Source organism: Pontibacter arcticus, from assembly GCF_003284895.1.
GTDB classification, from domain to species: Bacteria; Bacteroidota; Bacteroidia; order Cytophagales; family Hymenobacteraceae; genus Pontibacter; species Pontibacter arcticus.
Window position 1 is genome coordinate 890,531 of the sequence record NZ_QMDV01000001.1, and the last position, 12,646, is coordinate 903,176.

At 45.4% G+C, this 12,646-nt stretch carries 11 protein-coding genes; 5 read left to right on the forward strand and 6 right to left on the reverse strand.

The annotated features are described in order from the left end of the window. Positions 1–99: 99 nt before the first annotated feature. Entirely contained in the window at positions 100–1,116 is a 1,017-nt protein-coding gene (locus DP923_RS03990) for a YihY/virulence factor BrkB family protein (protein WP_112304493.1), read from the reverse strand. Positions 1,117–1,259: 143 nt separating this feature from the next. On the opposite strand from DP923_RS03990, the gene gltX reads away from it, so the two are divergent. The 4 genes from gltX to DP923_RS04015 all read left to right on the forward strand — a co-directional run bounded on the left by gltX (position 1,260) and on the right by DP923_RS04015 (position 4,574). Further along, positions 1,260–2,801: a glutamate--tRNA ligase gene (gltX, locus tag DP923_RS03995; protein ID WP_112304494.1), complete on the forward strand. Its 1,542-nt coding sequence runs from the start codon at positions 1,260–1,262 to the stop codon at positions 2,799–2,801. Positions 2,802–3,095: 294 nt separating this feature from the next. Continuing rightward, entirely contained in the window at positions 3,096–3,452 is a 357-nt protein-coding gene (locus DP923_RS04005; RefSeq protein ID WP_112304496.1) for a hypothetical protein, read from the forward strand. A gap of 40 nt (positions 3,453–3,492) precedes the next feature. After that, entirely contained in the window at positions 3,493–4,260 is a 768-nt protein-coding gene (locus DP923_RS04010) for a TIGR00266 family protein (protein ID WP_112304497.1), read from the forward strand. Between the two features lie 113 nt (positions 4,261–4,373). Next, positions 4,374–4,574, forward strand: a complete 201-nt coding sequence (locus DP923_RS04015; RefSeq protein ID WP_112304498.1) for a hypothetical protein — start codon at positions 4,374–4,376, stop codon at positions 4,572–4,574. Positions 4,575–4,673: 99 nt separating this feature from the next. Here the strand turns inward: DP923_RS04015 and DP923_RS04020 are convergent, their stop codons facing one another. The 3 genes from DP923_RS04020 to lptB form a co-directional block, all read right to left on the reverse strand. Beyond that, positions 4,674–6,194: a GH3 auxin-responsive promoter family protein gene (locus DP923_RS04020; protein ID WP_165838141.1), complete on the reverse strand. Its 1,521-nt coding sequence runs from the start codon at positions 6,192–6,194 to the stop codon at positions 4,674–4,676. Between the two features lie 138 nt (positions 6,195–6,332). Continuing rightward, complete coding sequence (locus tag DP923_RS04025) at positions 6,333–6,893, reverse strand: hypothetical protein (RefSeq protein ID WP_112304499.1); 561 nt, start codon at positions 6,891–6,893, stop codon at positions 6,333–6,335. A gap of 87 nt (positions 6,894–6,980) precedes the next feature. Further along, positions 6,981–7,712 (reverse strand): LPS export ABC transporter ATP-binding protein, encoded by a 732-nt coding sequence (lptB, locus tag DP923_RS04030; protein WP_112304500.1) that lies wholly within the window; start codon positions 7,710–7,712, stop codon positions 6,981–6,983. Positions 7,713–7,900: 188 nt separating this feature from the next. On the opposite strand from lptB, the gene DP923_RS04035 reads away from it, so the two are divergent. Continuing rightward, positions 7,901–8,713, forward strand: a complete 813-nt coding sequence (locus tag DP923_RS04035) for a glycoside hydrolase family 25 protein (RefSeq protein WP_112304501.1) — start codon at positions 7,901–7,903, stop codon at positions 8,711–8,713. A gap of 48 nt (positions 8,714–8,761) precedes the next feature. On the opposite strand, the gene recJ is transcribed toward DP923_RS04035, so the two are convergent. Both recJ and DP923_RS04045 read right to left on the reverse strand, forming a co-directional pair. Further along, positions 8,762–10,468, reverse strand: a complete 1,707-nt coding sequence (recJ, locus tag DP923_RS04040) for a single-stranded-DNA-specific exonuclease RecJ (protein WP_112304809.1) — start codon at positions 10,466–10,468, stop codon at positions 8,762–8,764. 265 nt (positions 10,469–10,733) lie between these two features. Then, on the reverse strand, positions 10,734–12,551 hold the full coding sequence (locus DP923_RS04045; RefSeq protein WP_239020930.1) for a tetratricopeptide repeat protein: 1,818 nt from the start codon (positions 12,549–12,551) through the stop codon (positions 10,734–10,736). Positions 12,552–12,646: the final 95 nt, after the last annotated feature.

Sequence of the window (12,646 nt, forward strand, 5' to 3'; positions counted from 1 at the left end):
CTGAAGGATTCTTGATAAAAGGGCAAAAGAGGAAGGAGTTATACTTTATCTTTTGCCCTTTTATACTTTATTGAGCTTCTGGAGTACCCTTCTCCAGACTCAGATATTTGCTGCATTTGTTTGATCCGGAGCCTGGCCCTTTACTCCATACTCATCACTTCCATAAACCTCTGCTGCATGTTTGCCGGGCTCAGCGTTTACCGCTGATCTGCCCACTTCTACTTCGGTATGCACCACGCGCACCGCGTACTCGGCCGGGTAAATGTTAAAGCCATACTTGCGCGAGTACACAAACGTAAACACCGCCCCGAAAAAGATGATCTGGGAGGTAAAGAAAACCCACGTCAGGATTAACACCACCGAGCCGGCTGCGCCGTAAATAGATGCCATATTGCTGGTGCCCAAGTATAAACCGATAATGCCACGCCCAACAGAAAACAGCAAAGCCGTAACCAGCGCACCTACCCACACATCCCGCCACCTTATTTTGGCATCCGGTAAAAATTTGTAGATACTGGCAAACAGAAACGACATCAACAGCAAACCCGACGCAAAATTGACCAGGTGCAGTACATACACGATCCAGCCTGTGAACTTGGCCGTCAGAAAATCACCGATGTAAACAAGTATGGTATTGGCGAGCAGCGAGATGAGCAGAATAATAGCCAGCACCAGGATCATCCCGAAGGAAAGCAGGCGGTCTAAAAACAGTTTTAAGTACCCATGTTTCGGAACCGGTTTTACGCACCAGATCTCGTTCATAGAATCCTGTAAGGAAATAAATACGCCGGTTGCTGCTATAAAAAGTGTAACTACGCCAAGTATAGTAGCGATGCTGAGGCCGGCAAAGTTATTTATACTTTCTACCATGTCCTGCACTGCCAATGCGCCCTCCGCCCCGATCATATCCCGGATACGAAAGTAGATCTCCCCGGAAATGGCTTTCTGGCCAAAGAAATAACCCGCTGCACTAATAATAATGATCAGCATGGGAGGCAATGCAAATATGGTATAATACGCCAGTGCGGCCCCCTTCTGGAAAGAATTGTTATCGTAAAATTCCAGCCAGGTTTCCTGTAACAGGCACCACGCATCCTTTAACCGCTTACGCACCATGTGCCAACCTTAAATAGAACATACTTAGCAGATACGCATTTCAGGAGTTATGTTTCCTTTCCAGTGTATAAGAGCTGCTATTTCGGTTTACAAAACCATACTTTATTTTGTACCTTTGCCCCACAGATAACCCTAAATCCTACATGGAAAGAGAAGTTAGAGTACGCTTTGCTCCAAGCCCGACCGGGCCTCTTCATATTGGCGGTGTTCGTACGGCCTTATATAATTACCTGCTTGCCCGCAAACTGGGTGGCACCATGATTTTACGTATCGAAGATACCGACCAGAACCGTTTTGTGCCGGGTGCCGAAGACTATATCCGCGAATCGTTGGAGTGGGCTGGCATTGAGCTGGACGAAAGCCCCTGGAAAGGTGGCCCATATGCGCCTTACCGACAGTCGGAGCGCAAGCCGATGTACATGCAGTATGCGCTGCAACTAGTAGAGAGCGGCCACGCCTATTATGCCTTTGATACGGCTGAAGAGCTGGAAGAAATGCGTGAGCGCCTGAAAGCTGCCAAGGTAGCTACACCACAGTATAACGCCATCACGCGTGCCACCATGAAAAACTCGCTGACGCTTCCGGAAGACGAAGTGAAGAAGCGCCTGGCATCCGGAGAAGCGTACGTGATCCGTTTAAAAGTACCGCGCAAAGAAGAGATCCGCCTGAAAGATATGATCCGGGGTTGGGTAATGGTACACTCTTCTTCTATTGATGATAAAGTACTGATGAAATCTGATGGCATGCCGACTTACCACCTGGCAAACATTGTGGATGATCATCTGATGAAAATAACGCACGTAATACGTGGTGAGGAATGGTTGCCATCTGCACCGCTGCACGTGTTGCTGTACCGCTTCCTGGGTTGGGAAGATACCATGCCGGAGTTTGCCCACTTGCCACTGCTGTTAAAGCCAGACGGCAACGGTAAACTAAGCAAGCGCGATGGCGATAAGTTTGGTTTCCCGGTTTTCCCGCTGGAGTGGACCGACCCTATTACAGGCGATAAATCGATGGGTTACCGCGAAAAAGGCTTTATGCCGGAAGCTTTTGTTAACTTCCTGGCATTTTTAGGCTGGAACCCAGGCACGCAGCAAGAATTATTTACGATGCAGGAGCTGATCGAAGCGTTTACAGTAGAGCGCATTGGTAAGTCAGGCACCAAATTCGACTGGCAGAAAGCCCGCTGGTTTAACGAACAATACCTGCGCGCCAAACCAGACGAAGAGCTGGCGCAATACCTTTTAAAAGCCCTGGAAGAACGCAATATTTCCTGCTCGCTGGAGAAAGCAACTAAGATAAGCGGCCTGATGAAGGAGCGTGTAACCTTGCCAAGTGATTTCTGGAACGAGGCGGTATACTTCTTCGAAGCTCCAACAACCTACAGCGAAAAGGTAGCTTCTAAAAAATGGAACAGCCAGGCAGTTGCGGTTTTCACGGCTTTTAAGGATGAGCTTGGCGGCTTAACTGAGTATAACGCTGAAAGTATAAAAGAGCTCCTGAACACGATTCTGGAGCGTAACGCCATGAAGATCGGACAGGTAATGCAGGCGCTTCGCTTAGCTGTTACTGGCCTGGAAGCTGGCCCCGACCTGATGCAGATCATCGAGATAATTGGTGCCGCTGAAACGAAAACGCGCATCGAGCACGCCATCGAAAAGCTTGCGCCTTACGCTGCTGCTTAATCATCATACTTACTAAAGTATAAAAGGCTAACCCGCAACGGTTAGCCTTTTTGTTTGCCCTAAAAGTATGGTTATGTAACCATTTATACTTCTTCCGCTTATACAACATTAAGAGCATGTTTAAAATTTATATTTTACGCTGCAAACTGATCATAAAAGAACCTGACTTCACGTTTTCCTCGCCCCATAGCGCTGCTATGAATCTCAGAAACCGTTTCGCCAGAACCTTTTCTGCCCAATTTTCGCTTGTAAAAATAAAATTTAAATATGCTCTAAGTATAAACCCACACAGCTATGGCAAAGGATAAGAAAGAAAGCGATAAAAGTAAAAAGAAATCGAAGGTGCATAAAGACCTGGAAGGCTTCGAAATAAAAGTAAACCAGCACGGCGAAATCGTTTCCAACTACAGCATCGACCGCATAAACGAGTTTCTGGATGATAACGTGGAAGACAAGAAGCTGGTAAAACGTGACGCTGCCGAGAAAGCCAAACGCGAAGAAGAAGAATTCCATATAGAGGAAGGCGAAGAAGCAGAAGAGACCGACGAGGATTTTGTACGCAACACAAATGCTGTTACCGATAAAGAAGACGACCTGCCGGTAAAACTCCCCGCTAAAAAGGGCAAGCGAAATAAGGATGAAGAAGAGTAAAATCTTATCTTGCTTTTATTAGCAACCTTATCAAAACACTATGAGAAACTCGCATGAAATAGATTACAGGATTTTTGGTAACGACATACAGGTACTCGAAATTGAGCTTGATCCGCAGGAAACCGTTATCGCTGAAGCCGGCGCTATGGTATACATGGAAGAAGGCATCGATTTTGAAACCAAAATGGGCGATGGCTCTAATCCGAACCAGGGCTTTTTTGGGAAGCTGGTATCGGTTGGTTCGCGTATGATAACCGGCGAATCATTGTTTATGACGCATTTTACGCACCGTGGTTATGGCAAAAGTCGTGTTGCTTTTTCGGCGCCTTACCCCGGCACTATTCTTCCGATCGACCTCACAACTATTCGTAACAATAGCATTATAGCGCAGAAAGATGCTTTCCTGGCGGCGGCGCTAGGCACAAAACTCAGCATTCATTTTAACCAGCGTTTAGGGGCCGGTTTTTTTGGCGGCGAAGGTTTTATACTGCAGCGAATACAAGGCGATGGCATGGCGTTTATACATGCAGGCGGCACTGTAGTAGAGAAGCAGTTAAACAACCAGGTATTGCGCGTGGATACGGGTTGCGTTGTGGCGTTTGAAGAGGGAATTGATTTTAGCGTGGAACGTGCCGGTGGCCTTAAATCGATGATTTTTGGTGGCGAAGGAATTTTTCTGGCAACGTTGCGCGGTACTGGCCGGGTGTGGTTACAGTCTATGCCGGTTAAGAAACTGATCGAGGCCTTGATGCCGCATGGACAGAACGCGAGAAAAGAAGGCGGTATGTTCAGCGGCATGCTGGAATAAGGGTCGCTGCGCTCCAAATTAAGAATTACGAATGGGTTATACTTAAAAGTATAAGTATCTCATTTTGAAAGTATAAACAGAACACGTATTTTTAAGTATAAACAACCTGACCAATGACGTTAAAAATTGCGCATATCTGGCACGCTATCAATAAGATCCTGACTCTTATTAATGTGATATTGTTTGGCATCGTAACCGGCAATGTACTTGGGGTTAAAGCTACCCAGGAGAAAAACATTCCTGTTATAGCCAATGTGCTCTTACTGCTAGTTCTGGGGTTAGGCTTGTTTGCTGCAATTTATTCTTTCAGGTAAGGCTTTCTTAGATAGACCAAATAATAAAAAAGCCCCGGCAGTTTATACTTGCCGGGGCTTTTTTACTTTAACTCGTCACTCAGAACGCTTAACTCAGAACTAACTCAGTCCGTTTACCTGCATAATTTCTTCGAGGTACTCTCTGGAGTTGCTTAACCTTGGCACTTTGTTCTGCCCGCCCAGCTTGCCTTTGTGGCGCAGCCAGTTTGTAAACGTGCCTGGCTGTGTGGCGTGCACGATCGGCTCCTGCAGGGCAATATCCTGCTGGCGTTTGGCATCATAATCTGAGTTAATCTCCCGTAAGGTTTCATCTAATACCTGTGTGAAACGGGCCAGGTTATCTGGTGCTTTTTCAAACTCGATCAGCCACTCGTGGCCACCGCGTTTGCCGCTTTCCATAAAAACGGGTGCCGCCGTAAAATTAGTGATGATAGCGCCGGTTTGCTGCGAAGCTCTGGTAATAGCCTCTTCGGCATTCTCAACAATTACTTCTTCGCCAAACGCGTTGATGAAGTGTTTTGTACGTCCGGAAATTTTAATTCTGTAAGGATCTATACTTGTAAACCGGATGGTATCGCCGATTTTGTAGCGCCACAGGCCCGCATTAGTCGAAATAACCAGTGCATAGTTCTTGCCTACTTCTACCTGGTCCAGTGTCAGGGTTGTGGGTTGCTCGGCTTCAAACTGGTCCATGGGGATAAACTCGTAATAAACGCCATAATCCAGCATCAGCAACATTTCATCTTCTGTATCGCGCTGGTCCTGTATCCCGAAAAAGCCTTCGGAAGCATTGTATACTTCCATATAATGCATTTTATCGGTCGGGATAATTTCTTTGAACAGTTGGCGGTACGGGCCAAAAGCTACAGCGCCGTGCGTGAACAACTCCAGGTTAGGCCATACTTCGGTAATGTCTTTTTTGCCTGTAACTTCCAGAATGCGCTTAAACAAAAGGTAGGTCCAGGTGGGTACGCCGCTCATGCTGGTTACATTCTCGTTCACGGTTAGCTCCACCATCTTCTCTATCTTCTCATCCCATTTATCCATGAGCGCCACTTTTAGCGGAGGCGTACGCATGGCTTCGGCCCAGATAGGCAGGTTCTGCATAATTACTGCCGATACATCGCCACAGGACACTTTTGCATTATACTCGCTGGGGCGATGGCTGCCGCCAATAGAAAGGCCTTTGCCCGTAAATAGTTTGGTATCCGGGTAATTATTAACGTAGATCGACAGCATATCTTTGCCGCCTTTGTAATGGCAGTCTTCCAAGGACTCGGGGCTTACCGGAATATACTTGCTGCGCGCATTAGTGGTACCTGATGATTTGGCATACCAGTCTATCTTCGTAGGCCAAAGTATGTTTTGCTCCCCTTTCAGGCCGCGTTCTATGTATGGAAAAAGGTCTTCGTACGTAGAAATGGGCACCCGTTCCTGAAATTCGCGCACAGAAAGGGTATCGCCGTAGCCATACTTTTTACCCCACTCTGTTCCCTTTGCTGTATGCAGCAGGTTCTGAAAAAGCTCCTGCTGTACATCATGCGGGTATTTGCGAAACAGGTCGATGTCGTGGATCCGCTTTTTGATGACCCACGTTACGATTGAGTTTATTATTTCCAATTTGATTGTTGGTTGCTAATTGTTGATTGTTTGAGATTAACTCTTCTGGTTATCGTTCATCAGTTTGATCAGGCTTTTAACCATTTTTAGCAATTTTGTAGTATACAGAGCACTATTAAAAGGAATTATGCATAATTTCTATTCCTCTATCAAGTTGTGAGATTCTATTGTAACAATACCTGCATCTTTGCTTTCTAATTCTTTTATCAAATCCATAAAACATTCAACAGGAGCTGTGCCAAAATCAACAGTAAATTTTAGTATGTTTTTCGACTGCTCAGGAATTGATACACTATGAATTGCTCCCGTTAATCCTTCATTATTCATTTTAAAGGTATCCTCTTCGTCAATCCATCTCTTTGCCCAATCTTCTATATAACTGTAATCTCCTAATTCGTCTTCTATTGTAAATTGGCAACCATGCCAGAATAATGGATAAAGCTCTACTGTAAGTTTACCATTCTCAAACACAACAGGTTCATGATTTATATAAGAATCAGGTGATAGTTCTTCAATCTTCCACTCATCATTTACCCTAATTAAGTAGTCCATTCGTGAGAGGTTAAACAGAAGCCCACTTTCTTCAGTATCAAGTTTTAAAAGAGCCTCCTTAATGCCTTCATCTCTTCCTTCGTAAAATTCTCGTAGTTGTTTAATATATACCTCTCTATGCTTCTCTACTATCTCGTTCAATTCCATTGGTCTTTATTCATTGGTATGAAAGTGTTTTTCCTCATCCGTAAAATCCACCTACGAGAAAAAACAATCAACAACCAGCAATTAGAATCATACTTTGCGTTTGAGCTCAAAATGCTTTCCTAAGTATACGCGGCGTACTTGTTCGTCGGCGGCCAGTTCTTCAGCAGTACCGGATTTCAGAATTTTACCTTCAAAAAGCAGGTAAGCGCGGTCTGTAATCGAAAGCGTTTCGTTTACGTTGTGGTCTGTTATCAGGATGCCGATATTTTTGCTTTTGAGCTTTGCGACGATGCTTTGGATCTCTTCCACGGCAATCGGGTCTACGCCGGCAAAAGGCTCATCCAGAAGTACAAATTTAGGGTCTACGGCCAGTGCGCGGGCTATTTCGGTACGGCGGCGCTCACCTCCCGATAATACAATTCCCTTGTTTTTACGCACATGCGTTAAAGAGAATTCTTCGAGCAATTCTTCTACTTTTTCGTGCTGCGCTTTTTTAGGTAACTTGGTCATTTCGAGCACCGAAAGTATGTTTTCCTCTACGGTAAGCTGTCTGAAAACCGATGCTTCCTGGGCCAGATACCCTACGCCACGCTTGGCACGCTGGTACATTGGCAGCGCCGTAATATCTTCCGTATCCAGGAAAATTTTACCGCTATTTGGTTTTACAAGCCCAACAATCATGTAAAAAGAAGTTGTTTTACCGGCACCATTCGGGCCCAGCAACCCCACTATCTCTCCCTGATTTACTTCCACGCTCACATCGTTTACCACGGAACGCGCTTTATACTTCTTAAATAAATGTTCTGCTCTTAATATCATCGGGGCTAATTTACATATTTAACCTGCATCCTGCAATCACTCGTTTGTGTAGCATTTGTTATGCCAATCAAGTACAATTTTTATATTCTGATAGCATACTTCTACGATTCTGCATAAATGTTGGTAAAAGGCTTGCCTTGAAAAAATTTAATAACTATTTTGTAACTCATTCAATATAAGTTACGTATATGGCGCAATTTCTATCTTCTTTTTCACGCGCTTTGGTTTTATGTAGTGCCGTGTTCACGCTGAGCATAGCAAGTACATCTGTGGTTTCGGCCGGAGGTGCAGGTAATACTCCAAACAATTCTACTGATCTTAAAACAAACACCACAACTACCATCAAGGGCATCGATGTATCCAGGTGGCAAAAAGAAGTGGATTGGGCCTTGGTAAAAGAGGCCGAGATCTCGTTTGCTTTTGTAAAAGCTACCCAAGCCGATTTCAGGCTGGACCCATACTTTGCGCGCAACTGGGAAGAAACAAAACGCCACGGCATTAAACGTGGTGCCTACCATTTTTACAAACCGGAAGCTCCCATACAAGGCCAGATCGACCTTTTCATCAATACGGTATCATTAGAGCCCGGCGATCTACCTCCTGTACTGGATATCGAAGTATTTGATAAAAACATAAGCTCCGAGAAAATGCGCCAGGATATTAAGCTTTGGCTTGAAGCCATTACGGCGCATTATGGCGTTAAACCCATCATTTATACGTATCAGAATTATTACCGCCGCTATTTACAGGGCCACTTCCCGGAGTATCATTTCTGGATAGCGCGTTATAGCCCGGCGCAACCTGAAGTACACCATACTGATAAATGGATGTTCTGGCAATACACTGACAGAGGAACCATAGCAGGCATTAACTCGGCTGTGGATATTAACTTTTTTGCCGGAGATTTGGATAGCCTAGGCCAGCTTTGCCTGCCGGAGTTTACTGCTTCTGATGCATTAAGCCCTTTAAAGCAATTAAAGCACATGCATCCTTTGCAATAGAAAGTATACATCCATAAAAAAAGAGGCTCCCGGTAAAGGGGCCTCTTTTTAGTTTATGCGAATATCTTTTATCCGTAACTGGAGCGTTATGTTGCCCCGGTACACGTTTTCTTCAATGGTATAGCACACATCGAACGGGATGCCTTTAGAGATCGGTTTATAATAATCACTTAGCCCGAAACCAATCGCATCGATGCTGGAAAAGCCATCCTGTGTCAGCCTGAGTTTAAGATGCGAATCTCCTACTACGCGCAACGAGCCTGTATCATACACACACTCCGACACAAATACCGGGCGCATGTTGCCTGGGCCGAAAGGCTCCATCTGCCTTACAATGTTATAAAAATTACGTGTTATCTGGTTTAGTTCGAGATTGCTGTCGATCTCGATCTGGGGTATTTTTTGTTCTTCCGTAATGGTATTGGTTACGTAACTTTCGAAGCGCTCCCTGAACAACGGTACATTCTCTATGGGCAGTGTAAGGCCTGCCGCATACATGTGCCCGCCAAATTGCTCCAGCAGGTCAGAGCAACTCTCGATAGCATTGTGTACGTTAAAGCCATGCACCGAACGGGCAGAGCCCGAGGCTTTCCCATTGGAATGCGTAAGTATAATAGTAGGCCGGTAATACTTTTCGATGCAGCGCGATGCCACAATCCCGATAACGCCTTTGTGCCAGGTTTCTTTGTATAGTACCGTTGAGTTGGCGTTCCGCAGAAAATCATCTGCCTCGATCATCTGCAGCGCTTCCTTGGTAATATCAGAGTCTTTGGTGCGGCGCTCTTTATTTGATTCGTTGATGATATCGGCCATCCGGAAGGCTTCTTCCTTAGTATCGGCCAGCAGCATCCCTACCGAGTTTTTCGCATCGCCCATACGCCCTGCAGCGTTAATGCGCGGCGCAAAACCAAACACGATGCTCGAAATATCCATATCTGTGGTGATGGCTGCCAGTTCGCGTAAGGCCTCCAAACCGGGGCGCATGGGCTGCGGGCTGTTGAGTAAACGCAGGCCATAGTACGCCAGAATGCGGTTTTCGCCGGTTATCGGTACAATATCAGCTGCTATACTTACCACCACTAAATCGAGCAGTTTGTATACCTCCTCCATATTCAGATCATTCTGAATAGAGAACGCCTGCGCCAGTTTAAATCCAACACCGCAACCCGACAGCTCTTTAAACGGATACGGACAATCTATTTGTTTCGGATCCAATACAGCTACTGCTTTCGGAATATCTTCGTCTGGTAAGTGGTGGTCGCAGATAATGAAGTCAATGCCTTTGGTGCTGGCGTATGCAATTTTATCCGCTGATTTAATACCACAATCCAGCGCTACAATCAAACTAAAGCCATGCTCTGCTGCCCAGTCTATCCCTTGTGTGGAAATACCGTAGCCTTCCTTATACCTGTCCGGAATGTAGTATTCGATGCGCTCGGTATGTTGCCGCAGAAAGCTATACATTAATGCTACAGAGGTAGTACCGTCTACATCATAATCACCATACACCAATATCTTTTCAGAAGTATGCAGGGCTTCGTTCAGGCGGTTTACAGCGAGTGCCATGTCCTTCATCAGGAACGGGTCGTGCAGGGCAGTAAGGTCGGGGCGGAAAAAAGCTTTGGCTTCTTCAAAATCACAAACGGAGCGCTGGCAAAGGATGCTGGCTAAGGTAGGGCTAATCTTCAGGCTTGTTGCCAACTGCTCTACCACCTCTGCGGGCGGCGGTTCATTAATTACCCACCTCTTCTCCATATTGCTGTTTTGTTGTGTTATTACCTGCAAAGGTAGCCATTTTAAGAGGACTTTAAATCAAAGCCATACTTGGTGCAGGTTATCCTCGGGGTATTTTTGTAATTTTGTAGGGCTACAACACAACTGAGTATGAAACGATTCAGAGAGATTTTTGAAAAGTATAAAAATTATTCTTTAGACCTGATTATGTACGGGTTCTTCCTCGTATTTATACTTATCCTGTTTATTTTCTTCAGCTGATTTAAAAGTATACTTTATACTTGCTTTAATTGGCTCCATCGCCACGTAGCTTCCGGAAACGCTTGCGGGCTTCGGCTGCAAAAATGCTGCCCTGGTGTTTTACCAGCAATTGGTTATAAAGCTCTTTGGCCTTATCGGGGTTGTTCAGGTTTTCTTCGTAAATAAAAGCTGCTTTGTACAAGGCATCGTCGCTTAAAATATCCTGTTGGGCCTGGATCACTTTCTCAAGCATCGCTACAGCCTGCGTAAAATCGCCGGTACGTTCATAGACGGTTGCTTTCTGAAAGTATATTTCGTCGGTCAGGCTATGGCTAGGGTATTTCTTCAACATCGCATCAAGGGCTTGCAACGCTTTTGGCAAATCATTCTGAAAGATCAACAATTCAATGGCAGCATAATCCTCCATAGCCATTGTAGAGGTATCCAGGCCAGTGTTATCGGTTATCAGTAGGCTCAGGTCCATGGCGTCGTTTGCAATTTCGCGACTGGTAGCCAGTTTCAGTATATCGAGGTGCGCCTGGGCCAGTTCGAAATCTCCTTTAAAATAGCTAAGGCGTGCATTCCGTAGCTTTGCTTCATACCCAATAGGAGTGTCTTTGTTTGTTTTCTCGACCTGCGCATATAGCAGCGTACTTTCCCAGGGTTCTTCTTTCAGCAAATAAATATCACCTAAGGTTAATTTACTTTCTGCTACCAGATCAGGGTTGGCGCGTGGCATAGCAATGGCTTCCTGCAACAGCGTAACAGCCTTTTCTTTATCATTCAGGTAAAAAGCATATAGGTTTGCCATGTGCTGCAGCACTTCCGCCGTTTGCGCCGATCGCCCTACTTCGTTCAGTAAAGCATCATAATCGGCAATCAGCGTCCTTATTTTGGCTACATCCACCGGAAAAGTATGCTGTACCTGTTCTTCGCGGGCGTTTATCAGGCGTTGGCGGGCAATCAGGTAGTATGGCCCTTCGGGATATTCTTTGATGATGTAGTCAAACGCTTCGATAGCGCCCTGGTAATCTTTGTTCTGTGCGCTGATGGTGCCCAGTTCCATGACGCGCGTGCCGCCGCTTCGGGTACGTTTATCTACAGCACGGGCCTGCAGCAAGGCACTGTAAAAATCAAGCTGCTGCACATATAGCCAGATCAGAAGTTCGTTATAGGAAAGTTTATCGGGGTTTTGCTGCACACGAAGTATAAGTTCTTTCTCCAGCGCTTTAAAACCGGTCTCGTCGCGCAGGCTGTTCTGCAGCATATTTTGTACATAGGCCAGTTCCTGTTCATCCTGCTGCAACAGGTTTAAAGCTTCCGGAATAAGGCTGCTGTTTTTCTGGCGATAGGTATAAAGTGCGATTAAGGGGCGGTTATACTCGAGTGGGTTTTTGGTTAGTTCGCGGCTGCGTAAGTATGTTTTTTCAGCATAATCATAGAGCTGGTGCTGCATAAAAACGCTAGCCAGGACAATTGTTTGCTCCGGCTTTAGTTGTACTATCAGTTTATCGAAATGCTTTGCAGCAGCAGCTTCATTGCCGGCAGCCTGGTACACCAAACCCAGATCAACTTCATAGGCTACATTACCGGGGTAGCGCTTTATAGTTTTCTTGACTAATTTTTCGGCTTCTTTGTAATTGCGTTGCGCCAGCAGGGTTTTTAAATACTCGGGGTAAACAGTATCAAACAGCGGTTGCTTCTGTATCAGTTTACCGTAAATATCCTCTGCTTTGCTAAAATCGCCTTTGTTAAAATATTCTCTGGCCAGCTCCAGGTCCTGGGCCTGGGCCACAGCAACAGGTGCCGCCAAAAGTAGCAGAAGCAGCCAGCATACAGTATAAAAGCGTTTTAACGGCATCATAATTCTTTAACGAAAGTATACTTGATTTTGCTATGAAGGATTGGGCAAATGAGCTAAAGAAAGTTAAGTTATACTTTATACTTGCCCAAGCCATA

What these genes read in the sequence shown, in the direction of transcription:
- recJ (WP_112304809.1), bottom strand. Translation starts at nt 10,468, where the DNA reads ATGGAGAAGAGGTGGGTAATTAATGAACCGCCGCCCGCAGAGGTGGTA.
- lptB (WP_112304500.1), bottom strand. Translation starts at nt 7,712, where the DNA reads ATGATATTAAGAGCAGAACATTTATTTAAGAAGTATAAAGCGCGTTCC.
- DP923_RS03990 (WP_112304493.1), bottom strand. Translation starts at nt 1,116, where the DNA reads ATGGTGCGTAAGCGGTTAAAGGATGCGTGGTGCCTGTTACAGGAAACC.
- DP923_RS04045 (WP_239020930.1), bottom strand. Translation starts at nt 12,551, where the DNA reads ATGATGCCGTTAAAACGCTTTTATACTGTATGCTGGCTGCTTCTGCTA.
- DP923_RS04010 (WP_112304497.1), top strand. Translation starts at nt 3,493, where the DNA reads ATGAGAAACTCGCATGAAATAGATTACAGGATTTTTGGTAACGACATA.
- DP923_RS04035 (WP_112304501.1), top strand. Translation starts at nt 7,901, where the DNA reads ATGGCGCAATTTCTATCTTCTTTTTCACGCGCTTTGGTTTTATGTAGT.
- DP923_RS04005 (WP_112304496.1), top strand. Translation starts at nt 3,096, where the DNA reads ATGGCAAAGGATAAGAAAGAAAGCGATAAAAGTAAAAAGAAATCGAAG.
- gltX (WP_112304494.1), top strand. Translation starts at nt 1,260, where the DNA reads ATGGAAAGAGAAGTTAGAGTACGCTTTGCTCCAAGCCCGACCGGGCCT.
- DP923_RS04025 (WP_112304499.1), bottom strand. Translation starts at nt 6,893, where the DNA reads ATGGAATTGAACGAGATAGTAGAGAAGCATAGAGAGGTATATATTAAA.
- DP923_RS04015 (WP_112304498.1), top strand. Translation starts at nt 4,374, where the DNA reads ATGACGTTAAAAATTGCGCATATCTGGCACGCTATCAATAAGATCCTG.